At 27.3% G+C, this 26,209-nt stretch carries 16 protein-coding genes; 15 read left to right on the forward strand and 1 reads right to left on the reverse strand.

Translation table 11 applies throughout. The features are described 5' to 3' along the window. Positions 1-88: 88 nt before the first annotated feature. The 3 genes from M4I33_RS10080 to M4I33_RS10090 all read left to right on the forward strand — a co-directional run bounded on the left by M4I33_RS10080 (position 89) and on the right by M4I33_RS10090 (position 3,401). Entirely contained in the window at positions 89-1,450 is a 1,362-nt protein-coding gene (locus tag M4I33_RS10080) for a peptide MFS transporter (RefSeq protein ID WP_257916665.1), read from the forward strand. A gap of 79 nt (positions 1,451-1,529) precedes the next feature. Continuing rightward, a complete protein-coding gene (locus M4I33_RS10085; RefSeq protein WP_257916666.1) occupies positions 1,530-2,003 on the forward strand; it encodes a PH domain-containing protein in 474 nt (157 codons plus the stop codon). Then, positions 2,004-3,401, forward strand: a complete 1,398-nt coding sequence (locus M4I33_RS10090) for a PH domain-containing protein (RefSeq protein ID WP_257916667.1) — start codon at positions 2,004-2,006, stop codon at positions 3,399-3,401. A gap of 75 nt (positions 3,402-3,476) precedes the next feature. Here M4I33_RS10090 and M4I33_RS10095 read toward each other — a convergent pair whose 3' ends face one another. Continuing rightward, positions 3,477-12,539 (reverse strand): hypothetical protein, encoded by a 9,063-nt coding sequence (locus M4I33_RS10095; protein ID WP_257916668.1) that lies wholly within the window; start codon positions 12,537-12,539, stop codon positions 3,477-3,479. 137 nt (positions 12,540-12,676) lie between these two features. Between M4I33_RS10095 and M4I33_RS10100 the strand changes: the two genes are divergently transcribed. The 12 genes from M4I33_RS10100 (at position 12,677) to M4I33_RS10155 (ending at position 26,104) form a co-directional block, all read left to right on the forward strand. Next, entirely contained in the window at positions 12,677-14,236 is a 1,560-nt protein-coding gene (locus M4I33_RS10100; RefSeq protein ID WP_257916669.1) for an FHA domain-containing protein, read from the forward strand. Between the two features lie 10 nt (positions 14,237-14,246). Continuing rightward, positions 14,247-15,065, forward strand: coding sequence for a PP2C family serine/threonine-protein phosphatase (locus M4I33_RS10105; protein ID WP_257916670.1), 819 nt, complete (start codon positions 14,247-14,249; stop codon positions 15,063-15,065). 11 nt (positions 15,066-15,076) lie between these two features. Then, a complete protein-coding gene (locus tag M4I33_RS10110; protein ID WP_257916671.1) occupies positions 15,077-16,954 on the forward strand; it encodes a serine/threonine-protein kinase in 1,878 nt (625 codons plus the stop codon). Positions 16,955-16,968: 14 nt separating this feature from the next. Beyond that, the gene (locus M4I33_RS10115; RefSeq protein WP_257916672.1) at positions 16,969-17,211 is read left to right on the forward strand and encodes a hypothetical protein; all 243 of its coding nucleotides are present in this window, start codon (positions 16,969-16,971) and stop codon (positions 17,209-17,211) included. A 10-nt stretch (positions 17,212-17,221) separates the two neighbouring features. Then, positions 17,222-18,310, forward strand: a complete 1,089-nt coding sequence (locus M4I33_RS10120; protein WP_257916673.1) for an AAA family ATPase — start codon at positions 17,222-17,224, stop codon at positions 18,308-18,310. A 15-nt stretch (positions 18,311-18,325) separates the two neighbouring features. Continuing rightward, entirely contained in the window at positions 18,326-19,561 is a 1,236-nt protein-coding gene (locus tag M4I33_RS10125) for a CpaF family protein (RefSeq protein WP_374707709.1), read from the forward strand. A 10-nt stretch (positions 19,562-19,571) separates the two neighbouring features. After that, positions 19,572-20,546 (forward strand): type II secretion system F family protein, encoded by a 975-nt coding sequence (locus tag M4I33_RS10130; RefSeq protein WP_257916674.1) that lies wholly within the window; start codon positions 19,572-19,574, stop codon positions 20,544-20,546. 3 nt (positions 20,547-20,549) lie between these two features. Further along, the gene (locus M4I33_RS10135) at positions 20,550-21,416 is read left to right on the forward strand and encodes a type II secretion system F family protein (RefSeq protein ID WP_257916675.1); all 867 of its coding nucleotides are present in this window, start codon (positions 20,550-20,552) and stop codon (positions 21,414-21,416) included. A 45-nt stretch (positions 21,417-21,461) separates the two neighbouring features. Then, positions 21,462-21,647, forward strand: a complete 186-nt coding sequence (locus tag M4I33_RS10140) for a Flp1 family type IVb pilin (protein ID WP_257916677.1) — start codon at positions 21,462-21,464, stop codon at positions 21,645-21,647. Between the two features lie 91 nt (positions 21,648-21,738). Then, positions 21,739-22,398 (forward strand): hypothetical protein, encoded by a 660-nt coding sequence (locus M4I33_RS10145; RefSeq protein WP_257916678.1) that lies wholly within the window; start codon positions 21,739-21,741, stop codon positions 22,396-22,398. Next, positions 22,376-25,387 (forward strand): DUF5702 domain-containing protein, encoded by a 3,012-nt coding sequence (locus M4I33_RS10150; RefSeq protein WP_257916679.1) that lies wholly within the window; start codon positions 22,376-22,378, stop codon positions 25,385-25,387. The genes M4I33_RS10145 and M4I33_RS10150 overlap by 23 nt, the downstream gene beginning before the upstream one ends. Before the next feature lie 12 nt (positions 25,388-25,399). Continuing rightward, positions 25,400-26,104 carry a hypothetical protein gene (locus M4I33_RS10155; RefSeq protein WP_257916680.1) on the forward strand — a complete coding sequence of 235 codons (705 nt, stop codon included), beginning with the start codon at positions 25,400-25,402 and terminating at the stop codon, positions 26,102-26,104. The last annotated feature ends 105 nt before the right edge of the window (positions 26,105-26,209 follow it).

Here is a 26,209-nt window from a genome sequence, read left to right on the forward strand (position 1 = left end):
AATGTCCTTGCAATATGTACAAGTGTATGCTATATTATATACATACTTTAATTTGTTAAAGCAAAAGATAAAAAGGGGAGACTTTTAGATGGAAGCAACAATAGATAGTAACATTAAAAAGAAGCATCCTAAAGGATTATATTTATTATTCCTAACAGAGATGTGGGAAAGATTCAGCTATTACGGAATGAGAGCATTACTTATGCTTTACTTAACTACAAGCCTTATAGGCGGAGGTTTAGGCTTTGATTTGGGAATAGCAGCTATGATTTACGGTGTATATACTGGATTTACATATTTTACTCCTATTATTGGAGGAGCTATTGCAGATAGATATTTAGGACAAAAGTTATCAATAGTAATCGGTGGATTTATAATGGTATTTGGTAACTTGATATTATTCTTTGATAATACAAGAGTCGGTTTATTTATAGGCTTAGCTATTCTTATCGTAGGAAATGGGTTCTTTAAACCAAACATATCAACTGTAGTTGGACAACTTTATCCAGATGGTGATAGTAGAAAAGATTCAGCTTTTACTATTTTCTATATGGGAATTAACTTAGGTTCATTTATAGCACCTATAATCTGTGGATTCTTAGCAGAAGATTATTTTGCAAAAAGTGTTGATGGCGTTATGCAATACGGGTTCAAATACGGATTCTTAGCAGCTGCAATCGGAATGATTTTAGGACAAGTTATATTTATGGCTTTAGCACCTAAATATTTAAAAAATGTTGGTAATAAACCTGAAAAAGTAGAAAAAGGAAAAGTTAGCTATGAAAACAAACCTCTTACAAAAACTGAGAAGAGAAGAGTAGCAGCTATACTTATCTTAACTACATTCGTTATTTTCTTCTGGGCTGCATTTGAGCAAGCTGGAAGTTCATTAACATTATTTACAAAAGACTTAACAAACAGAAATTTATTTGGATTTGAAATACCAGTTTCAGCGTTCCAATCACTAAATCCTATGTTTGTATTAATCCTTTCACCAATCCTTGCAAAAGTTTGGGTAAAACTTGCTAATAGAAAAAAAGGTGATTTAAAAGTTCCTGTTAAAATGGGTCTTGGATTACTTTTAGTTGGAGTTGGATTCTTAGTTATGGTATGCGCAGTACTTTCAATACAAGGTTCAGAAAATCCAGCTGCTAAAGCTAGCATGTGGTTTTTAGTTATAACATATCTTTGTAATACATTAGGAGAGCTTTGCTTATCACCTATTGGATTATCAATGGTATCAAATATAGCACCAATAAAATACGCTACATTATTAATGGGAGTTTGGTTATCAGCAAACGGAGTTGCAAATTTACTAGGAGGTGCTATCGCATCACAAGTAGAAAAGTTCGGGGCACTTGAAATATTTGCAAGCATATCATGTGTAGTTACTATATTAGGTTTAATATTACTTGTATTTAGTAAGAAAATTTCAAAAATGATGGAATAAGAATATATTTAAAAGGTAGCTAGTAATAGCTGCCTTTTTTTTTGTTATAATTAAATAAAAACAACTAGAGGAGGGTATAATGCAAAAACTACATTTAGATTCAAAGAAATGTATGAAATTTTCAGGGGGAATAAGTTTATTGATTACAATTGTTGTAATTATATTAGGATATTTTTTATGTGATAAATTTTTAAGTTTAAAATATCATAAATATTTCTATATAATTGCAAGTTTTATACTTATATTAGAATTAATAGAGTACTTTTTAATAATTAATTTAAGATTTAAAAGGTACAAGTACCAAGTTACACAGGAAAAAATTGAAATAATAGAAGGAGTTATCTTCGTTAAAGATACAATAATTCCTATAGAAAGAATTCATCAAATCAGGTTAAAAGAGGGTCCTATAGATAAAAGATACGGCTTGGTGAATTTAGATATTTTAACTGCAGGCGGTAATGCTACTATTTCTTTTATAAAAAAAGAAGAAGGTGAAAAGATAGGGGAGTTTTTAACTGAAAAAGTTAATAGCATAAAACGAGGTGAAGTTTAGATGAATAGGGAATTAAGATCTCATCCAAGCTCTATCTTTACAGATAACGTTTTTTTTAGTTTTTTATTAGGGTTTTTCACTATAGATTTAATAAAAGAAATAAGATCTATAAAAGAAGTTAAGGATTTTTTTATAAATATAATGGACTATTTAGGATATTTACTACTAGTAATTATACTAATATTTTTAATATCTTTTCTTATTGGATTTATAAAGTGGAGAGTTACTTTTTTAGTGATAGATGGGAATAAAATAACAGTTTCAAAAAGAGGCTTATTTAAGAAAAGATTAGATTTTAAAGCTTCTGATATAGCATCTATAAATATTAATAAAAACATATTTCAAAGGATTTTTAAAACATCTACTTTAAAGTTTGATTTAAATAATTCTATAGAGTCTTTTGAAGGTAAGATAAAGTTTATATTTAAAGACGAGCTATGTGAAGAAGTAAAGAGAGCTTTGTTAATGAATGAAGCTAAAGAAATCGAAGAAGAGGAAGATTATAAAATTTTAAAGAGTTTTAATACTTCTGATGCTATAATTTATAGCTTAATTAGGGATTTAAATGTTACTAATCTAATTATAGGTATTGTAATAATCTCTGGTACATTTTTTGCAGGTGGAAATAGTAAACTTAAATTAAGTACTATAATTTTCGGAGGAGCATTACTTGCACTTAAGATGTCTTACGAATTTATAAAAAACTCACTTAATTATTCTAATTTTAAAGTGTATAGAAAAGATGATAAGGTGTTACTTAAATATGGCTTTTTTAATAGGAAAGAATACTCATTTTTGCTTTCTAAAGTTTCTGGTATAAAGATTTATAAAACATTTCTAGGAAGAATTTTAAAAAAGTCATTTATTGAAGTTATAGTAGTTGGAATGGCAAATGATGAAAATGAAAGAGCTGCAATTTCATTATGTATTGATGATTCTGAAGTTAAAAGTTATTTAGAAGATGTAATAGATGATTTTGAAGTAGGGGGTGAAAAGATAAAGCCACCTAAAGAATCTTTTAAGTATTCATTAGGAAAATCCTTAATCATTTTTATAGTTTTAAATATTATAGCTCTAAGTTTTTCTAAAGTTATAGCATTAATTATAAGCCTAATTATAGCAGTTATAATTTTATTAAGTTTTATAGAATATAAAACAGATGAAGTTAAAATAGATGAAGAAAAGCTACTTATAAAGGTCGGAAAGATAGATAAAGTAGAAAGACGAATCTATATAAAAAAGATTCAAACTCTAAAAATTAAATCTGATATTTATGAAATGAAAAAGGGTTTAAGAAGAGCAGAAATCACTAATGTTTCAGATATAAAAGACTTATCAATAAACATACCTAGAATAGATGAGGCTGATATGGAAAGAGTTAAAGGATTATTTAAATAAAAAACACCGTGTATACCTCTAGTTTGTATACACGGTGTTATCTTTTTAAGATAGATAGAAAACTAAATAAATTGGTTAGTTTCTATTTTTTTTATAAATATTATATCCAACTATTGAAGCTATTAAAATCAGAAAAAGTATTCCGAAAAACAATATAGGCATTTTTGAATCCTCAATTGATTCAGCTTCAGGTGATGATAATATTTTAAAGTTAATTACTTGTTTGTTAGTGTTATTAACCTTATCAGTTGTGATTATTTCAAGTACATAATCACCAGGTTCTGTTACTTTTTCATTGTTATAAGGTTTGCCATTTAGTAGCATTTTTAGGTTAGATCCTCTTTCACTTGTTATTTTAGGATGAACAAATGAATTATAAGATTTGCCATTTTCCACCCCGTTTAAAAATATTTCAGGTGCGTAAGAATCAAGCATAAAGTTTGCAACCTTTCTAGCATAGTTTCCAGCTTTATCAACAGCTGAGACTATTAATGTAACCTTACCATTTGCCATAATTGGTTCTCCGTAGTAGGAATCACCATTTAAAAGGGAAGTTACTATAGCGTCCTTATCATTAACAACAATTTCTGGGATTATTGTACCTGAGTTTAATTTATCAAACAATATTCCGTTTATAGTTATTATTGGAGCAACTGTATCAACAACAAAAGAAAAGTTTAGTGTTGAAGCATTTCCAGCAAAATCTGAAACAGATAATTTGAAATTATACTTTCCATCAGCTGATATAGGGTTATTATTATATGATCTACCATTTAAAAGAACACTTAGAGAGTCTTTATTAAAGTGTAAATCAGTTGCTTTAAATGAAGGTTTTACAGGTTTATTATAATGTTTCTCATCTATAACATCAGAGTAATTTAAGATAGGTGCTAAAGTATCTAAGACGAAGTTAAAAGTCTTTTCAGTAATATTTCCAGCGATATCTTTTGCAACAACTTTGATATTTTTAGTTCCATCACCAGAAATTGAGCTTCCTTTTGTATATACTCTATTATTTAAGAAAGCTGCTTCTTGGTCTAGATACGAGTCAGAAACATCATAAAGATAAGGTCTGATTTTATTTGTATAGTAAGTTCCATTAACTCTATTAAACATAGATTCATTTGGTAATGAAACTTTTGGAGAAGTTCTATCAACTATAACTTTTATAGATTTACTTGAAGAACGTCCAGCCTTATCAGTCGCAGTTATGCTTATATTGTAAGTTCCTTCGTTATAGATTTCATCTTTCATAATTCCGCTTGGTGAACTAGAATCTAGATTTACCTTATATGAAAGATTACTAATTGTATTAAAGTTTGTATCTTCTACACTATAATCAGCATAGTGTTTAGTACTATTAGTATAAATAGTCTTATCTTTGGTTGCAGTTTTGTTAACTAAATCAAGATTTATAACTGGATTTTTAGTGTCAACTACGACGGTAATTGATTTTTTATAACTATCTATATTGTTTTTAGCTTCTAAATTCCAAGATATATTATAAATTCCGTCATCTTTGAATTTAAATTGAACTTGTTTAGCATTTTTATTACTGTTGATAGAACCATTGTTTGATATACCGTTACCTGTAACAAAAGTTGATGATGTTATATTATTACCGTTATCATCTTTAACAGTTATATTGCTATTTCCTTTAAATCCTGAAATATTACCATCTAAATTAAGACTAAGTGTTGCATTATAAGGAACATAAATAGTATTTGAAATTTTATTAGCATCTAATGTAGTTGCTACATTAGAGTTAATTTTATTAAATACTAATTTAGAATCACCAGAAGTTGATTTCGTATCAACAGTGAACACAAAAGTTTTAGATGTTGAGTTACCGCATAAATCTTTTGCCTCAAGGGAAACGGTATATTTACCAGTTGGTAGTGAATACCTTGAATCATTTTTGGCAAGACTTATAGTATTATTGAATTTTTTAAGTGTAAAGTTATTAGTTATATTGCTCTCACTATATAAATCTTCGAAAGTAACATTTTTTAAGTTAATAGAGTTAGGTTTTAGTAAAGAAGAATTTGTATAAAGTGAAACCGTATCTAAATCTATATTACTAAAGCTTGTAGAAGAAGTATCTTTTACATTTACATCTAAATTAGATGAGATTGAGAAAATATCATTATTTTTAACATCATTTTTATTATAATCAAGCAAAATAGATGGAGAAACTTTCTCAGAAATCATTTTAATTTCCTTTGATACTTTTTTACCGTTAGCGTTGTAGAGTGTTGCAACAAGCTTAATATCATTAGAATTTACAAACCCAAAATCAAATGATTTAACGCTAACTATGCTCTCATTAACATAACTTTTAGTGAAAAGGTCAATATAATCTTTTTTGTTTTCATCATAAACTTTAAGAGTAACATCTAAAGTAGTATTAGGAGCGTAATTTTTAGCTACATCTACATTAGCTATAAAATCTCCATTTACATAATAAACGTTCTTATGATGAGTAACACTTGTACCGTTTTTACTAGATAAAGTAATAGAGTTTATTGTAGGCTTTTCAGTATCAATTTTAAAGTTATAATTAACACTTACAGAGTTATCACTCTTATCACGTAAATTCAGTTTTAAATTATATTCGCCATTAGTAAAATTATGGCTAGTTCCATTACTTCTAACTATGCTGAAATTATTTCCACTTTTAATAACTTTAAAGCTACCTTTAAGTTCAGTAGATTTATTAGAACCTTCTTTTAAATAACTAAAGGTTTCAATGCTTAAAGAGTTAGGTTTTGAAATATCATTAAGCACAATATTATCTTTATCAAGGGTATTTACACCTAAATTATTAATATCAGATGCATAAATAACAAAATTAGGATCCTTTCCGAAATAAGGGAGAGTATTTAATTTGTCATCTTGAGATGCTGATATTTTTAGTTCTGGTTTTTTTACATCATAAACTAGGCTATAAGCAAGTGGTTTTATCTCTATACTATCATTAGGTGATTGAAGCGAAATCTCTAAAGTTAGATTTTTAGAATCACTTAAATTAAATTTACTAGCTTCAACATCTAAAACAAAAGTCTCAACTTCTTTATCAAATTTTAAGAAGTCTGAACCTTTAGAAATAGTATAAATAGTATTACCTTTATCTTTGATTTTTAAAGTAAGGTCTGAATACCCAGAATATATTTTCGGGATACTTAAATTTACTTTAAAGTCATTATTATTAATATGATATAAATCATCAAACTTAGAGATATTAGAGTTTGGAGTCATATTATAAATAACTTTTGAATTATCTACAATAATCGAATATTTAAAACTAGTATAGTTTTCTGAAATATCCTTAGTTTCAAAAATCAACTCATATTTACCTTTCTCTAGCTTGTACTCTTTATTTTCATCACTAACTAAAGAATAGATGAAATTACCATTATTAGATGACTTAAGTTTTAGTTTTACACAATCAAGTTCTGTTAGTTCATCACCTAAATTAGAATTATTAAATTTAATCGATTTTAAACTTATATAGTCTCTTTCAGGAAGAGGCTCATTAGGATTTACTATAGTAGGATTACTAGAGTAATATTTATCAGAAATCGATACATTTAACAGGTTATTATTTTCTACACTTAACTTATTATCTAAAGTATTAGAAAGTTTTTTGTTATTATCATTTGTAAGAAGTAATTCTAAACTCGGATTATTTCTATCTAAAATAAAGGTTTTAGTAATTTTTTTAGGGTTTACACTATTAAAGTCTGAACTTAAATTTACAGTAGCTTCTATTTGAACTTCCTTTAAATTATTAGGCACTTTATTAAGTATGTCTTCTATTTTAACTTCGAAGTTATGTTCAAGCGAAGAGTTTACAGAAGAGCAGTCTTCTAAAGTGCATTTTGATAAAGTCATTAGATCAATATTTTCTGACCCTATAGTAGCACTTAAATTTATATTTAAATCACTGTAATTTAAATAAGTTTTGTTAAGTTTAACCTTTAAATTTAAAATATCTCCTAAAATATAATCGTTACCTTCCTTGTTTGTAATAGAATTAGCTTCAAAACTATTGATTGTAGGAGATAAATCATCAACAACAACTACATAAGACTTAGTAGTTACATTACCTACGATATCTTTAGCTAAAAACTCAAATTCGTATTTACCAGGCTTTAATACTAGTTCAGAATCTTTCTCTTTAATAATTAGATTTTCACTAGTATTTTTATTTTTAACTACAGATAAAGAAATATTCTCTAATTCAGTAGTAGGATCATTATAATCTGAACTATTATATTTTAAAGATTTTAAGTTGATAGAACTGTTTGGCATATCTTCTAAATTTAATTTATCATCTGGACTAAATGTTTTAAAGTTTGAGAAACCAAATTCATCACTAATATTTACTTTAAAGGATTTACTTTTATTTATATCTATAAAATTAATATCAGATTCTTTTTCATAAGGTTTAAGTAGTTCTAAGTTATTAGTAGAACTTAAAACATTAAAGTCTAATTTAGAAGGTGTTCTATCAAATTTAAATAAAGCTTCTTTTTTACTTACACCGTTATCAGAAACATTAGGATTAATATTAACTAAATTAATTTTAAGCTTCATTTCTGAAAGCTCTGATACAGGTCTTTTAAAATCAGAAGGCGTGATTGAAACTTCGTGAATCTTATCTCCACTAAAATCTGTATCAACAACTTTTGTATAAATAACAGTGTTATCTTTACTGTCTACAAAATCTAAAGATAAATTAGTAAATTTAGAGAAGGTATTACCTGTCTCTATACTAAACTTAAATTCTTTATCTGATATATAGAAAACATCATCATTTATATATGAGAATATACTATCACTTAAAGGTTTAAGAGATATATCAATTTTTTTGTTTTCTATAAATAAAGTATAAGATAGGGTTTTAGTATTACCAACAAAATCTTTAACAGTAAAGTTTAAAGTATATTTTCCTATTTCTAAATTTAGTTTACTTGTATTTAGAGAAGACTCTTTAGAGTTTCTTAAGATTACTGAATTAGCATCACCTTTAATTAATTCAAAATTTTTAGAATCAAAATTTGAATTACCTTCGTAAGCTATAGAATTAAGCTTAACGTAGTTTGTTGAATTAGAAGGTGGAATATCATCGCCACTATAAAGTTTATAATCTTCTAAAAGTGTGGAATCGGATAGAGTTAGTTTTAGAGGACTATAGTTTTCTTTATAGTTAAATGTATTTTCATAAGAAGCTTTATCAGCTTTAACCTCTGTATCATCTAAATACAAATTTAAAATAGGAACTTTTGAATCAAGATAAGTTGTTATAGTTTTTGATTCAAATTTACCAGTATTTTTGTAAACTTTAAAAGTAATTTCATTTTTATCAGGCTTAATACTACTTAGGTGTTCTAAAAGATTAACTTCAAATTCAACTTTACCGTTAGATATATCTTTATCGTATAAAGGTTTTACTATATCAGGTTTAAAGTTTATCTGTTTATTTATAAAAACTTCAATCCGATTATAGTAAGTATCTGAATTTAGAAGATTAATTTCTGTAATAAATCTACCATTAGTTCCTAATCGATGATTATCTTTATCAAAAGCTAGTAGAGAATTTTCATCCTTATCACTTGCCCTGAAATTGTAATCAAAGTTAGGAAGAGTATTATCTAAATAAAAACCTTTAGATATACTAGTAGAATTTAAACCATCACTTATATCTAATTTTAATTTATGCGTTCCATCAAGATTTCGATTTTGTAAAGTAGAAGTATCGAGTTTTAAAATTACAGACTTATTAAGATCTTCATTATCTTTAACTTCTTCTTTTTCATAAGATAAATTATAGTCTTTATCACCTACTAAATAGGGGATTTTAGAGATAGCTATAAAATTATCAAAGTTAAGAGTTAAATCTTCTACAATCAAACCAAGTTTTAAATTCTCGTTAGAACTTGCATAAGCGAATTTTTTAATTTGTTCTATAGTTGTATCATCTTTTATATCTAGTGTACTAATTGATTTGTAAGTTTCAAAATCATCTAAAGAGCAAATAAGATTAACTTTTGGCTCTAGAGTATCAATATAAATAAAACGTACTATTTTAGTCTCTTCTCCATGAATATCTCTAGCTAGAATAGATAATTTATAAATTGAATTTTCTTCAAAAGTGAGTTCTTTTTTAGCGTCATAAATACCTTTAAAAATTTCTTCTCCTTTTGAATCATATTCTGAATTTAAATCTTCTTTAGAAGTTACTTTACTACTTTTAATAGTAAAGCTTGAGATATTTTCTTCCTCTATATTTACGATAAAATCATTTGAATTTGGTGTTATAGGTTTGTCATTATTAAAGTTTATATTTAAATTAACCTTATTTGAATTATAAACTGCCTTTTGGAGGTCATTTAAATTATTTGAACTAAAGTTAGTAGAAATAGACGGTGCTTTTGAATCAAAATTAATTTTAAGCTCCATTTCTATAACATTAAGTGCATAATCATAAACTTTAAATTTCAAGATTTGATTTTTATCGTTATTATTTTGAATTAAATATTCAGAAGAATTTTTATAATCTTCTAAAATTGATTTACCATCTAGAGTAATATATGAATCTTTTTTTGAGAAGTCTAATGCTTCATTGAATTTAAATTTTAAAGATTCACTTTTTGTAGAAACATAATCTGAATCATAGTTTACGTAATCAAGAGATTCAGGATTTAAAAAGCTAGGCTTTAAAAGTGAATCATCAAACTGTAAGTCAAAACTTATATCTTTGTTTGCAACACCGGTATTAGTTTTTAAACTTAAAGTAGCTTTTATTTTTGAATTTAGATTAAACCTTGAAGTTAATAATTTCCCTTTTTCTATTAGGAAGGTATTATCCTTTGAAGGAGTTAATTCTAAAGTCATAAGATTTTCTTGATTTAAAATTAAGCTGATATTTTCATAACCAGCTGCAAGTTCAGGAATATTAAATTCTACATTCAAATCGTTATTGAAGTGATAGATATCATTATATTTAGATAGTTCTCTGTTATCTAAATATTTAATACTATAAGAAATTTGATCTTTTGGTATAGATGTAGCTACTTTAAACTCAAATATTTGAGGTTCTAAGGAGTTACCTGCTAAGTCTTTTATGTTTTCAATAGTTATACGATATGAACCATTATTTAGATAATTAGAATCATTTTTCTTTTTTGAAGTTAAGTAGTGATAATTAGAATTTTTATCTTTTATAAATTCTAAATTGTCTATAACTTCAAAAGTATCACTTCCATCAGGTGAATATTCAATTTTTGGTGTGCTAAATTTATACTCGTTTGAGTCTGTAATTTCAAAAACAGGTATTTCGTCTACACCAATTAACGATATATCGTTATCTATTACAAAGTTTCCATCCTCTTTGATAAATTTAGCTGTAGTAAATTTCGGTTTGATTGAGTCGAAATTTACCTCAAAAATATTATTTTTAGGCAAATCTACCTTTTGATTATTTTCTTCTAATTCAATTAATTCGATTTTATACTTACCAGTTTTAGTAAAGTCAAATTTAATTGAATTGTTTTTGCTTAAATCTTTTTCAGTAACTATTTTTTCAAACGCTTCAGGTCCAGATATTTTGTAAGTAAATTTAGTGATAGAATCTTTAGGATTATGAATTAAATTTAAGTTAATATAATTTTCCTCTAAGTTAGTATATTTACCAAAGCTATTTAGAGCGAAATTAATACCAAAAGTTGTACTATTATAAATTTTACCTTCCATATCTGTTTCTAAATACGCCTCTTTAGGAATTACAGATATATTTATAGACTTTCTTATAGGGTCTTCTTTATTTGAACCTACAAGAAGTAAATCTAATTTATAGTTACCTAAAGGAAGAACTGTACCCTCTAAAGTGTTACGTTCAATTGAAGTAAATAAAGGGGTAAAGCTAAGCTCGTAGGTAAACTTTTTTGAATTAGGGTTACTTATGTTATCTGTATTTTCTAAAGGTTTAAGATCTATATTAGATATTCTTTTATTTGTGTCAGAGTTAATAAGTGATAAATATAACTTATTATTTTCTAAAGTTTCTAATTCGTTAAGATCTCCATCGCAAGAAAAATTTAATGGTGTATCAGAGTTAACAAAAAGCGAGAACTTATCATTTGGAGTAAGGGTATTATCCTCTAAATTAATACCTCCTAAGTTTAGTTCAGGTTTGTTAAATACAGGTCCTTCTGAAACTGCTGTTTTTTCTGAAACAGTACCATCAATTCCTACTGAATACAAACTATAATTAATGCTTATTGCATTTTTAGTAAGAGTTTTCCTAGAGTTTAGATTTAGGTCTGCTACTAAATTATAATTTGTTGAATCTTTAGTAATAGTTATATCACCAATACTAAAATCTGAGCTATCTAACATTAGTTTACAAGACTTATAAAGGTTAAAAGGCATAGCATTTTCATGCTCTTTATAATTTATATTTAGAGTGTATTTGCCTTTTTGTTCATCGTATTTTATAAATGATGAATTAACTTCAGGTGCTGTAAACTCTTTGTTAGGTTTATCTGTAACTTTAAGACTAAAGTCTAAGATAGTATCAGATGAATCTTTTAAAAGAAATCTAATATTATCTCCGTTTTTTAGATTTAATCCTTCAATAAGGTAGTTTGTATTTGGGGCTAATTTAGCAAAAGAATATGCTTTATTAGTACCATCTACATTTGTAATATAGATTTTCAATCCATCTAAACTTTTAGATTTAGTTTTGAATATTAAATTTTTTCCTTCAAAAACATTATTGTTTTGAAGGCTTGGTAAATAAAGCTCTTGATTGCTAAGATCAGCATCAATAAAACTGTAATTATCAGAAGAATTTATATCATTTGTTAAGCCTACTTTAGTTAATAAAGTTCCTACGTCAATGTTTTCACTTAGCTTAGCTGAAGGTTCTTCAGGTGAAGTTTCTTCAACTGAGTCTGGAGTAACGCGATTAAAAGTAAAATTATCAAAAGTTAATTTTTTAAATTCAGTCATAAAGGAATTTAAAAGATTTTTATTTGAACTTAAAGTTACTGCTTCGGTTACTATAGGTGAATAATTAGTGATTAGGAAAAAAACCAAAGTAAGAAATGAAATAAATTTTCTTTTCTTCATAATATTTCTATAAAACCTCCTTTCACTTTTAATATAACACGAAAATTGGAAAAAAGTAAATATTTTGAAAAATTATTGTAAAAATTCATTAAAGGTAATATAATGAAATTAATATAAATTATGTAAGGAGTTTTGGAATGGAATTAATAAGTCTAGAAAAAAATAATAATTTTAAAAAATATTTAGAATTACCGATTGATAATTTAAATATATTAGATTACCAGTTAGAGATGATTAATCAAAACAGTTCGATAAGAGCTGCAAATATTGAAAAAGTAATATTTAACGAAACTTTATTATTAAACTACGATGTAAGTGGTTTAATAAACTTAGAAGAATATTTTATTAAAAATAGAATTACAAAAGCGAAATTATTAAAAATACTTATTGAGATTGGGGATGTAATCACTAAATCAAATGAGTATTTTTTAAATTCAGATAATTTTCTACTAAATGAGAAGCAAATTTTCTTAAATTTAGAGGATTTAAAAGTAACTATGATATATATACCAGTAGAAGAATCGATTAATGATGATATAAATAAATCATTTAGAGAGTTACTTAAAAAAATAGTAATAGATTTAGCAGTTTTAGATGATATGGATTTAAAAGATAATTTTATGCAAATAATCTTAAATCAAAGCAAAATGCAAGAGATAACTATTAGAAAATTTCTTAAAACACTGCAAGATATAAAAGAGGAAAATTTTATAAATAAAAGAGAAGAAGTAAATAAAGTATCAAAAAGAGATAGCAATTTAAATAGGACTTCAGATAGCACACCTAAAGTTTTTGCAAGCCAAAATGAATTAAATATAAAAAATTCTAAAGAAAACTCTAATCAATTAGATAGAAATATAAATAACATTCAAAGAATAAGTGAAAAACCTATTGAAAATAGAAGCCCAAGTAAAGTGGCTACAGCAAATATTTCAAAGGGTCCAAATAATATAAAAAATAAAATAAATCAAAATAAAGAAACAGAAGAAGAGGCTTTAATAAAAGAGATTTATAAGCCTTCTAGAAAAATAGGTGCAGCTCTTATCCAATTTATATTTATTCCTATAATTGTTTTAGCATTATTAATTGATGGAATGGATTTAACTAAGAAAATTGTAGGAGCTTTGATGTTACTTGTACTTGATGTATTAGTTTTAAGAGTTCTTTTAGATAAGGATAAAAAAATAAAAGTAAAGGTCTCAAAAGATAAATTAAAGGCGTATGGATCTTCTAAAGCTAAAAAAGTGAAAGCTAAAAAAGAAAAAACTTCTAAAAGAAAGAACAAAAAAAACAAGGGCGAAGATATTGAGATAAATGAAACTTCAAGCCCTAGTGTAAATTTATCTAAAAAGGAAATTATCTCTCAATTAGCCTATGACACGGAAGTTTTAGATAATGATACTCCATATTTGTTATTAAGTAATGGGGGAGTTGCGGAAAAGATATATATAAATAAAGATGTATACAAAATAGGAAGGTTATCTAGTCAGTGTGATTATACCTTAAATAGCAAAGCTATAGGAAAAGTTCACGCCCAAATTATAAAAAACAACTCACGATATTATATAGAGGATTTAGAGTCTAAAAATGGAAGCTTTATAAATTCTGTAAGAATTGAGAGTAATCAATTAGTGGAGTTATCAGTTGATGACAATATAACATTAGCAAATATAAATATGACTTTTAAAATTGATTAATAGGTGAGTTATGGATAGTTACAAGATAGAAGTAGCAGCTATAAGTGATAAGGGATTAGTAAAAGAAAGTAATCAAGATAATATTTTGATTCAGATAGGAGACCATGCAGGCAGTGACTTTGGATTATTTATGGTTTGCGATGGACTTGGAGGGTTAGCTTTTGGAGAAGTTGCATCTGTTATAGCTGTTAAGAAGTTTAAAGCTTGGTGGTCAAAAGAAGTTTGCGATTATGTAAAAAAAGAAAGTGACGAAATATTAAACTCTTTAGTAAATGCAGTTAAAGAGGCGAATGTTGAAATAATAGATTATAGCAACAAGATAGGACAAAGGGTTGGAACTACGATATCTGCAATTTTAATTTTGAAAAACTTTTATTATATAGTTCATGTTGGAGATTCAAGGATATATAGATTTAGAAGAAGGTTAAAGCAGATTACAGAAGACCATTCGTATGTAGCTATGGAAGTTAAGGCAGGACGGATGACTAAAGAAGAAGCTAAAGCTAGCAATAAGAAAAATTTACTTATGCAATGTGTTGGAGTAAAAGAAAATATAGAGATATTTTTGGAAAAGGGAAAAATTCAAAAAGGAGATATATTTTTGCTTTGTAGCGATGGATTCTATAACAAGTTAACAGATTACGAACTAGAAATAGGGTTAAATAATTGGAGAGCTACAAAAGGTTTAACTTCTAAAGCATTGATTGATGGATTCTTTGAAAAGGTTAAAGAACGTAAAGAAAGAGATAATATTTCTGTGATAATGGTTAGCCTATCACAAAATAATATAAAAAATGATTCGTTTTTCAGAAAGATTTTTAAATATTAAAGGAGAAAACTATGGAAATAAATAGTTTGCTAGATGGAAAATATAAAATTATAGCATTAGCAGGCAAAGGTGGTACTAGCACTGTTTATAAAGGTATAAATATAAATCTTGGAACAGAGTGGGCTATTAAGGAGATAAGTAAAAGTAACAAAGATAAATTTGATTTGTTAATTGAGCCTAATATTTTAAAAAACTTACAACATGTTTCCCTTCCAAGGATAGTAGATATTATCGAAACAAAAGATTATTACTATATTGTAGAAGACTTTATAGATGGAACCTCACTTGAGAATTTATTAAACCAAGTAGATAAATTTCCAGAAGAGAGGGTAATAAAATGGGCAAAAGAACTTTGCAAGGTTTTAGAATATCTTCATAGTCAAACGCCTAATCCAATTATATATAGGGATATGAAACCAGGGAATATAATGCTATCAAAAAAAGGAGATATAAAATTAGTTGACTTTGGAATAGCAAGAGAATTTAAAAAAGAAGTAACTACAGATACAGTAATAATTGGGACTAAAGGATATGCAGCACCAGAGCAGTATGGTTCTCATCAAACTGATGAAAGAACCGATATTTATAGCTTAGGGGTAACTTTATATCATCTATTAACAGGAAAGGGACCAAACGATCCTCCTTTTGAGATACTTCCAGTAAGAGAAATTAATAAAAGTTTCTCAGAAGGTATAGAACATATTATTTTAAAAGCAACAAAACAAAATCCAAATCAAAGATATATGTCTATTAAAGAAATGTGTTATGACTTAGATAATATTGATAAATTAAGTAATCAATACAAATCAAATCAAAGAAAAATAAAAATAAGGGTAGGGGTTTTAGGAGTAGCCTTTGTTTTTTCAGCTTCTTTAGTTGTTATGGGAGTTTTATCTATTAGAAATTATAAAATCAAAGAATATTTAGAAAAAGTAGAAATTGCGGTAGATACTGAGAAGAATGTAGGAATGGAAAAAGCAAAGCCTGTATTTTTGGAAACTACAGAGATGTTTCCAAGAAGAGATGAGGCATATTTAGCTTTAGCAAAAACTTATATTAATAATTTACAATACGATGATGCTCTGTCACTTCTTCAAATAGAATCTTTAAATAAAAACAAAGATATAAGGAAGAATGAAGAATACAAGTATCTTTTAGGAGTTTGTTTATTTGCAAAAAGTGATTATATTGGAGCCTTAGAAGAGTTTTCAGAAATTGATGGTAGTAAGTTTCCAGAGTACGAATTCTATAAAGGGATATCGGAAACTTTAAGCAAACCAGAGGGGCTTAATAAAAATGATGAAGTAACAAATATGATGGAAAACCTAAAACAAGATTTAGAAAGAAGTGATGATGAGGAGTTTAAAACAAGAGGATATCTTATGCTTGCAGATATATATCGAGATAACTCTATGGTTTTTGAAAATAGCGAGGATATGCAAATTAATATTTTAGAAAAAGCTATTTCTCAATCAACAAATAAAAATAATACTATTCTTTATGAAAGATTAGCGCAGGCATACTATCTTAAAGGGCTACCTTTATTAGGGGATGATAGTGCAAATAAATATCTAAATAAAGCATTAGATAATTATGATATTTTGCTAAAAACAGGATATGAAACCTCAAGTGTATATAGAAATATAGGAGTTATTTATAAACATTTAGGTAAGGTAAATAAAGCAAAAGAAACTTTTAATATTTTAATTGAAAAATATCCAAAAGATTTTAAAGGCTATGTTGAATTAGCGTTTTTAAATATTAGTACAAGAAACTATAAAGAGGCAATAAAAAACTATAATTTAGCAAAGAAGTTTAACACATTAGAAAATAATAACGAGATATCAAGGCTTGAGATCTTAATTGAAGATATAAAAGGCAAAGGTTAAAAGAAGGTGATGACTTGGTTAAAGGGATAATCTTAATAACAGCTGGAATAGTAGGTATGATAGCTTCTTTAGTTGTTTTAGTTAAATATATGAAAAAGAATAACTTTATTCTTAAGGGAGATTATAAAGAATTTAAATCAGAAAAAGTTATACATCCAAAAGAGGAGTCTAAAAATGATCATATTGAAATAGATGAAGAGAATTATGATACAGAATTGTTAGAACAAGAGGAGTATGACACAGAATTATTAGATTAGGGGGAGAAAAATGGCAAAACTAAATTTAATATTAGCCGATAAAGATAAAAATTATATCCAAGGCTTATCAAATTATATATTAAATAATTATAATGACAAATTCAATATTATTTGTTTAACGGATAAGGAGTTATTTATAGAAGAATTAAAAAAGCTTAGAAAGAAAGATGTATTAGTAGTTGGAGATAGTTTTTACGTTAATACTATTGAGAATTTAGGAATTAGATCTGTATTAATACTAAATTCAGGAAGTGCAACAGAGGATAAATATGAATATCCTGTAATTAAAAAATATCAAACAGGTGCAGATATCTGTAAAGAGATCTTAAGAGTTCATTCAGAATATAATCCTAAAAACATCGAAAGAGTTACAAATAATTATTCAGATACAAAGATTATAAGCTTTTACTCACCAATCGGGGGGAGTGGGAAAAGTATATTAGCCTCTGGAACAGCAATGGCACTTGCAAGAAGTGGAGATGATATTCTTTATTTAAATTTAGAGGATATTCAAACTACTAAAGTTTATTTTAAAGGAGCAAGCGATTACACCTTGTCAGACCTTATATATCTGGTTAAAGAAAAGGATGAAGATTTTAAAGAGAAATTTAGCCAAGCAATAATAAGAGACAAGGTTACAAACGTATTATTTTTCAACAGTACAGAAAGTATTTTAGATATTGAAGATATAACGGTTGAAGATATAACTTGGTTTATAACAGAACTATACAATATGAATATGTTTAAGTATGTAATTATAGATACTTCATCAAAATATAATTCAGTTTATAACGTAATACTAAATTCATCTTCTTATAATGTAATTCCAGTTTTAAAAGATAGAAATAGTGTAGAAAAAATAGTTAGTTATGCTGAAAATACGGGAGATTTACAAGGAAGTTTGTTTTTATATAACAAAAGCAATCTTTCATTAGAGTTAGATTCTGAACTTAGCGATAAATTAGATAGGGAAAATATTGATATTAGGATTCAAATCCCAGTTGATAATAATTTGAATTTTGAAGAAGGAATAGGGATTTTAAATTCAAGCTCAATTTATAACGGAGTATGCACAATTATTAATGCATTAGCTCTTTAAGAAAGGAGTTTTATTATGTTAGAAGATGAACAAAAAATTATAGAAGAAGTAAAAAGTATTTTGCAAGATGATAAGTATATTCAAAGAGATATAGAAGATAAAGAAATGCGTGAAATTATAAAAAGTGAGATATTTACACGTGTTAAAAACCAAAGGCTTAATGTAGCTGCAAAAAAAGAATTAGTAGATAAGGTATATAATGCTTTAAAAAAATTAGATATCCTTCAACCTTTAATAGACGATAAAGATATTACAGAAATAATGATAAATGGGCCAGAAAATATATTCGTTGAAAATGGGGGAAAGGTAACTAAACTTAATATAAATTTTGAAAATAAGAGAATATTAGAAAACTTAATTCAAAAGATAGTTTCAGAAGTTAATAGAGTTGTTAACGAGTCAAGCCCTATAGTTGATGCAAGGCTCCAAGACGGTTCAAGGGTAAATATAGTTTTGCCTCCAATTGCTTTAAATGGTCCTATAGTAACTATAAGAAAGTTCCCAGATACTCCGATGACGGTAAAGCAATTAATAAAATTTGGTTCTATTACAAGAGAAATTGCAGATATTTTAGAAGCGCTAGTTCAGGCGAAATATAACATATTAATAAGTGGTGGAACTGGTTCAGGTAAGACAACCTTCTTAAATGCACTTTCAAATTTCATTCCAAAAGATGAAAGGGTAATAACTATTGAGGATTCAGCAGAACTTCAAATAGTAGAAATAGAAAATATAGTTAGACTTGAAACAAGAAATGCAAACACAGAGGGAAAAGGGCAAGTTACAATAAGAGATCTTATAAAATCATCCTTAAGGATGAGGCCAGATAGAATAGTTGTCGGAGAAGTTAGGGGAGCTGAAGCTTTAGATATGCTTCAAGCTATGAATACAGGACATGATGGATCATTATCAACAGGACATGCAAACTCAACAGATGATATGTTAAGTAGGCTTGAAACTATGGTATTAACTGGTGCGAACTTTCCTATTGAAGCAATAAGAAAACAAATCGCTTCAGCTGTAGATATAATTATTCAATTAGGAAGATTAAGAGATAAATCAAGAAAAGTATTAGAGATTACTGAATTAATAGGATATGAAAATGGAGAAATTATTTTAAATCCTCTATTTGTTTTTGAAGAGGAAGAGGAATCTACAAACAAAAAGGTTGTATCAACTTTAAGAAGAACAGAAAATGAACTTCAAAATAAAATGAAGCTACAAATGGCTGGAATTAAAGTTCAGATATAGGGGTGAGTAGATGAATATAAAAGTTCTCATTATTTTAGGAGTAGCTATAGTAATTATTTTAGCTCTAATAGCTGGAATAATATTATTTATAAAAAATAGTAACAGCAAATACGAAGTTATAGATGAAGACATCGTAACAAAAGAGAAGAAAGAAAAGGTAAAGAAAGTTAAAAAAGAGACTACCTTTAATTTGAAAAAGAGAAAAGAAAAGGATGAGGAAAAAATTGAAAATAATGGTGACTTAATAAATTATAATGTTTATCACATGAGTAAAAAAGAAAAACTTATATATGGTGGTGCAGGCATTATAGTTATGTTTACATGCGCTTATATATTTTATGAAAGCATTATTTTATCTGGAATATTTTCACTTAGTGGAATTTATTATATTAAGATAAAAAATAAAAGCATTATTAAGGATAGAAAAGATGTATTACTATCACAATTTAAAGAAGCTATGTATTCAATATCTTCATCCTTAAGTGCAGGAAAGGCAGCTGAAACCGCCTTTAAAGATGCATATGAAGATTTACAGTTAATTTATTTAAGTAATAAGGATGCTTATATATTAGATGAATTACTATATATAAATAGGAAAATTCAAATGAATGAAACTATTGAAGATGCTTTGAAAAATTTCGCAGCAAGAAGTGGGCTTGAAGATATAGAAACATTTTCAGATATTTTTTGTGAATGCACTAGAGCTGGTGGTAATTTAAGAAAAGTGCTTCAAAACTCATCTAGGATGATTGGAGATAAAATAGATATAAAACAAGAAATAAAAACTTTAATATCGGCAAAAAAATTCGAAGCAACAGTATTAACATTTATTCCTTTTGGGATAGTTCTTTTTATGAAATATACAGCACCAGAATTTTTGAATCCATTATTCACATTACCAGGAAGATTTGTTGCAAGCTTTGGATTAGCACTTATAGGGGTTGGTGTTTTAATGGCTAGAAAAATTACAGATATAGAGGTGTAAGATATGGCATTTGTACCATTTATTGTTAGTATAGCAATATTAGTAAGTTTAATATTAATTAGTAAAAAAATAGATTATTCAGATACTCTAAAAAGTATTGATAAAAAAGAATATCCCTTAGCTGATATTATGCCAATTGGATTATTTTTATATGACAAAATTGGAGAAGTTGATATAAGAAGAGTTAATGAGGATGCATACCAAAAGATGCTTATAATTTACGGAAACGACACTTCAGTAATGTATAGAATATATGTTGCAAATAAATTTGTATATGCTGTGTTGTTTTTAGTTTTAATAAATTTTATACAGGCTGCTAATGGAGAATTTTCTTTAGTGTTTACATTTATATCATTAGGTGCATCTATAGGATCTTTTTTCTTAGCAGATACAACAATTACAAACAAAGTTCAAGAGAGAGCAAAAGATATAAAATACGAATTTCCGGAGTTTTTAAGTAAGCTAGTGTTATTAGTTGGGGCAGGACTAACACTCGAGAATGCTTGGGGAAAGATAGTAGATAAAAGTACATCAAACTCTCCTTTATATAAGGAGATGAGAAGAACGTATATGGATATAAAAAATGGAATTCCAAGAGAGACTAGTTTAACTAACTTATCAAGAAGATGTAGAATTAATCAAATAACTAAGTTTGCATCGGTGATAATTCAAAATGTTAATAAGGGATCAGGAGATATGATAATAATGCTAACTGACTTATCAGATGAATGTTGGAACGAGAGAAAGTTGTTAGCAAAAGAAAAGGGTGAGGTAGCTTCAACAAAACTATTATTTCCAATGATGATAATTTTAGTTGCTATTTTCATAATAGTTTTAATACCAGCTTTTATGCAGATGATGAGCACTTAAACTTATTGTTTGCTTTAATATATATTTTGTAAAGGGGGAAATCAAGTGTTAAAGAGATTTTTTAAAGAAGAGGAAGGTCTAGCCACGTTAGAGATTGTTTTGATTTTAGTTATTTTAATAGGATTAGTTGTAATTTTCAAAGATACAATTAAAGCATTCTTTCAAAGTATAATGGACAAAATAACTAGTGGTTCAGAGGATATTTTAAACACAGATATGGGGGGAAAATAAAGTTCTTAATATCTACAGATAAGTAAAATACATTAATGGGATATTTATCCCATTAATGTAAAAGTTAAAAAGCAATTATCAAGGAGAAAATATGAAGTTTAAGAATAAAAGTAAAGGAAGTATAACAGTAGAAGCAGCTTTTATTGTACCTATGATAACTTGCATATTAATATTAATTATTTTTATGGGAATATTATTGTATTCTAAATTTTATGCATCAGTTTCTGTAAACAATTCAATTTCTAGGGCAAGTGCATCTTGGTATGGGATAGAGGACGAAATTGCTAATACTGATGAGTATGGGAATCCAGTTAAGGGTTCTGAGAGTTTAGGGTATGTACTAGCTGGGATAAATACGAGTAAGTCAGTAGAAAGTAAATTAAATGCGCTAAAGAAAGATATTAAAAACAAAATTGAAAAAGGTAGTCCGATGAAAGTTAATGTTGAAGTAACAACTAATAGGAATTCGGCTGTTATTTTAGATAACATTCAGGTGAAGGTTGTATGTAAATACAGATTACCAATGAAAGGCGTATTTGGAATATTTCAAGTGGGGGATGAAAAGGGAAATGTACAAGAGGTAATTGAGAGAAGTGTCAGTATTTCTAGTAGTGAAAATAATACAAGAACATATACATTTACAAAAAAAATGTTAGTTGAAATAGTTGAATTATTTGCAGGTGAAGATCTTGTAACTAAATTTAAAGAGATTATTGGAGGAATAAAAGATGCATTCAATAATTTTGTCTAAGAAAAATAAAGTGGATAAAGAAAGTGGTGTAATTACTATATATGTATCTATAATATTTATGGTAATTATATGCTTTTTCTTCACTTTAATAGATGTTTCTAGAATAAATGTTGCAAAAAACCAAATTGTAAACGCTGCTGATAATGCACTTGAATCTGGAATGGGAGGTTTTTCAAGAGATCTTTACAATAGTTATGGTGTTTTTGCTATGCCAAGTAATAATGCAAGTAAAGGTACTATTGAAGAGGTTTTTAAAAAAAATATTACTCCAACTGATGATGTCGGAGCTTCAGGATATGTTGATTTATTAAATCTGAATTCTTTAAATTCTGAAATATTATTTGGGAAAAATCCATTTATCGATAATAAAGTTATGAAAGAACAGATGTGTAATGCTACTAGATATTATGCAGTTAAGAATTTCTTTCAGGAAATTTTAAATGATACAGGAATATTAGAAAAGTTAAAAACTATGATTAACTCTAAAGATGAAATTATTGCTGTTGATAAAATGAATAGCTTAAATTCTCTTATGGAAACTATAGAAAAAGAAGCAGAAAAAATAGATGCTGCTGATTTAGCTATGTATGAGCTAGTTCATAGTTTAGCGATAAATGGATATCATTTTACTGAATTTGGTTTTTACAAAGACAGAGTAGGGGACGGTAAAGCTGTAGAAAAGTGGGCTTCTGGAGTTGATAAGAATGTTGGGAAAGCTATTAAAAAAATATCTAATATAGTAGAGCCTAGTGTAGACTACCCAAAGGTTTCAGCTTACCAAAATACTAGAATGGTATTTATAGGGTATAAAAATATACTAGAAGAAGATAAAAAGGACAATCAAAAGGAAATAGATTCAAATAATAGTGAAATAAGTAATATAAATACTAATTTATCATCCAAAAAAGATCAAAAAAAAGAGAAAGATAAAAAATTAAAAGAACTAAAGGATAAATTAAAAGATGCAAAAGAAACAGAAGTGGAAAGTATAGAAAAGGAAATTAAAGAGGTAGAAAAAGAAGTTTTAAAGCTTAAAAATGAAATTGATAAATTATCTAAGGATAAAAGCTCAGCATCTAATAAAGTAAAGGAATTAAATAAAAATAACAAAGATATAGACAAAAAAATATCTGTAATAGATATTTCAATAGGGTGTTTAAGTGCGGAAGCTTCAAAAAGTTTAGATGCCTATACTAATAGTATGAATGAATTTATGGGAACTATTGATGGAGGAATCACAGCCACAAATTCTCTTATGAATGAAAAATCAAAAGATGCACAAGCTTTAGCAAAACATGTAAAAGGAATGAAAGGCGGAGATGAAGATTTAAAAAAAGAATTACTAAGAAAAACGGAAACTAAAAACCTAGCATCGTATAAAACGTATTTTGGTGCAGCTAAAACTATGCAAGCTAATTTTTTAAGTAAATTAGGAGAAAAATCAGATCAAATCGATGAAATTGCAACAACTATAGATAATAACAACAGCAATAAGTTAACTGGTACAGCTAAAACTGAGGTTCAAAATTTTATTAATACTATAGTAGATTCAAACAACACAACTAAAGCTAATATTGAAAATAAAACTAAAGACCTAGTTAAAGGAAATAAAAATTCCATAATAAAATATGATTCAAGTTGGTATAAAAGTTATAAAAGTTCTATAAAAGAAAAGTTAGCTGATAACACAAAGATATTTAAGGAAGTATCAGCAACAGTTGGAACTTGGATGATTGTAGATAATTTAATTTTATTACCAGATGCTACTAGTAGTGTTTTTAGAGATGCTTATAATTCTTTTAAAGATATGCTTAAAAAAAATGGAGGAGTTTTAGATAAGCTTGTTAACAAATATCCTTCAAAAAACTTTGCAACTGAAAGCCAAATAAATAATTTACCACATCAAACCAGTAAGTTTACGGGGAAAAGCACCGCAACTATAAGAGATAGAAATGGGAAAAATATAGATATAATCTATGCAAAAGCAAATCCTGAGATTGTTCATCCAGATGATTTACATTTAGTAAAGGGAGAGGGTGGATTTAAACTTGAATCTTTTATGGAGCGATTGTTAAAACTTGAAATTCCTGATGATTGGAGCTTTAACGGTCTTGCAGGTTCTTTTGCAGACAAGCTATTTATGATGGAATATGTAATGACATATTTTAAAAGTATGGTTGATGAAGGAAGGGTTCCAACTGAAAATTCATCTCCTTCAGTATTAGAATACGAAATTGAATCAATGCTATCAGGAGGAGCACCTGAATATAACGATTTTCAAAACAAATGGGGAATCACATCAGAGTTATTACTTATGAGAGTTGCTTTAAATGGAGTGTACTTCTTTAGTGATCAAAAATTAAAGAGAACAGCAGATATTATAGCAACAAGTATATCTTTAGGGATTTCCCTTTTAACTTTAGGAACAGTAGTTTTAAATCCAAGGTGGATTTCAACAGTTATAAAGATGGCTTGGATTTATATGGAAAGTAGGCTTGATGTTATTGATTTGTTAAATGGATATAAGGTTCCATTAATAAAAAATAAGGATACATGGATGATTAAATTAAATAAAAAGATAACAGCTTTACCAAAATCAACAACAGGTATTACAAGTGGGAAATTAGATAGACTTGAAAATCAAATAGAGGCAGAGGGATCAGATAAGGTTCTTAAAGTTGAAGAAAAAACAGAGGAACCTAATAATGATCAAAGTTTTAGCTTGTTAAAGTTTACGTACACTGACTTTTTAAGGTTTAGATTATTTTTACTTGACGAAGGTCATATGATTGATAGAACTCAAGATTTAATAGCTTTAAATTTAGGGAATAGTAATGGAACTTTTAATTATAGGGAGTACGCTTCAGAGGCTTCAATAGAAGCTCAAGTTGGAATGGGAAAATGGTTTGGAAATTCCGTTTTTAAGGGAAGTGAAGATAAGGAAAAGCATAATTTTAATGCAGTAAAGAGAAAAAGAAGTTATAGATAGGGAGGAAAAGAAATGAAAAAAAGATTAATAGGAAGTTTAATAGCAGGGATAATGATATTTTCACTAGTAGGCTGCGGAGGAAGTGAAAAATCAGAGGGAGAAGGAAGCAGCACGCAAGTATCATCAGAAGAAAGTGACGAAAATAAGGATGACTCTAATGATGAATCAAAAGAAAACCTTGATAGTGGACAAAGAAAGATTACAAAAGAAGAGATAGTACAGCTTGCAGATAAATATTCAGAAGAAATGAAAAAATTAATGAAAGAAGATGGATATCCGATTAGTGAATGGGATAAATATAAATCAGGAGTAGTTAAAAATGATTATGTAGGTGATGAATGTGCAAAGATGAAAAAAGGCAAAGATATGGTTGAGCATGTAGAACTGGATTTTTCTGAATCTAATAATGCGGGATGTTTCGGTATTAATGTTGTATATAAGCTTGATGATAAAGCAATTAAAGAAGGAAAGGATTTTGATTTAAGAAAGACACCTTTTGAAAAATATGGCTCTGTTTTACTTAAGGATTTGAAATTAAACTATGATGAATTAAATAAAAAGTTAAATGAGAAATATAGAGAAGAAGTAAAAGAAGATGAAGAATTTGAAGTAGAGGACTTATTATATGAAGAAAAAGAAGGAAACGTAATAAAGGTGGTAGCTTATGATGGGGAAGTTCATCTTGATGTAATATCACCACAATATATTTATAAATAAAATAAAAAGGAGTAAGGGGCTTAGCTCCTTACTAGTACATAACGAAAAATTATAAAGATATAAAGAACACAATGATCAAAGTTTCAGTTTATTAAAGTTTACGTA

The sequence above is a fragment of the Clostridium sp. LY3-2 genome (genome assembly GCF_024705715.1).
In the GTDB taxonomy this organism is placed as follows: Bacteria; Bacillota; Clostridia; order Clostridiales; family Clostridiaceae; genus Clostridium.

Coding starts and splice junctions, on each gene's coding strand:
- M4I33_RS10145 (WP_257916678.1), top strand. CDS start 21,739: ATGAAGTTTAAGAATAAAAGTAAAGGAAGTATAACAGTAGAAGCAGCT.
- M4I33_RS10090 (WP_257916667.1), top strand. CDS start 2,004: ATGAATAGGGAATTAAGATCTCATCCAAGCTCTATCTTTACAGATAAC.
- M4I33_RS10155 (WP_257916680.1), top strand. CDS start 25,400: ATGAAAAAAAGATTAATAGGAAGTTTAATAGCAGGGATAATGATATTT.
- M4I33_RS10110 (WP_257916671.1), top strand. CDS start 15,077: ATGGAAATAAATAGTTTGCTAGATGGAAAATATAAAATTATAGCATTA.
- M4I33_RS10125 (WP_374707709.1), top strand. CDS start 18,326: ATGTTAGAAGATGAACAAAAAATTATAGAAGAAGTAAAAAGTATTTTG.
- M4I33_RS10100 (WP_257916669.1), top strand. CDS start 12,677: ATGGAATTAATAAGTCTAGAAAAAAATAATAATTTTAAAAAATATTTA.
- M4I33_RS10150 (WP_257916679.1), top strand. CDS start 22,376: ATGCATTCAATAATTTTGTCTAAGAAAAATAAAGTGGATAAAGAAAGT.
- M4I33_RS10130 (WP_257916674.1), top strand. CDS start 19,572: ATGAATATAAAAGTTCTCATTATTTTAGGAGTAGCTATAGTAATTATT.
- M4I33_RS10105 (WP_257916670.1), top strand. CDS start 14,247: ATGGATAGTTACAAGATAGAAGTAGCAGCTATAAGTGATAAGGGATTA.
- M4I33_RS10095 (WP_257916668.1), bottom strand. CDS start 12,539: ATGAAGAAAAGAAAATTTATTTCATTTCTTACTTTGGTTTTTTTCCTA.
- M4I33_RS10135 (WP_257916675.1), top strand. CDS start 20,550: ATGGCATTTGTACCATTTATTGTTAGTATAGCAATATTAGTAAGTTTA.
- M4I33_RS10085 (WP_257916666.1), top strand. CDS start 1,530: ATGCAAAAACTACATTTAGATTCAAAGAAATGTATGAAATTTTCAGGG.
- M4I33_RS10120 (WP_257916673.1), top strand. CDS start 17,222: ATGGCAAAACTAAATTTAATATTAGCCGATAAAGATAAAAATTATATC.
- M4I33_RS10080 (WP_257916665.1), top strand. CDS start 89: ATGGAAGCAACAATAGATAGTAACATTAAAAAGAAGCATCCTAAAGGA.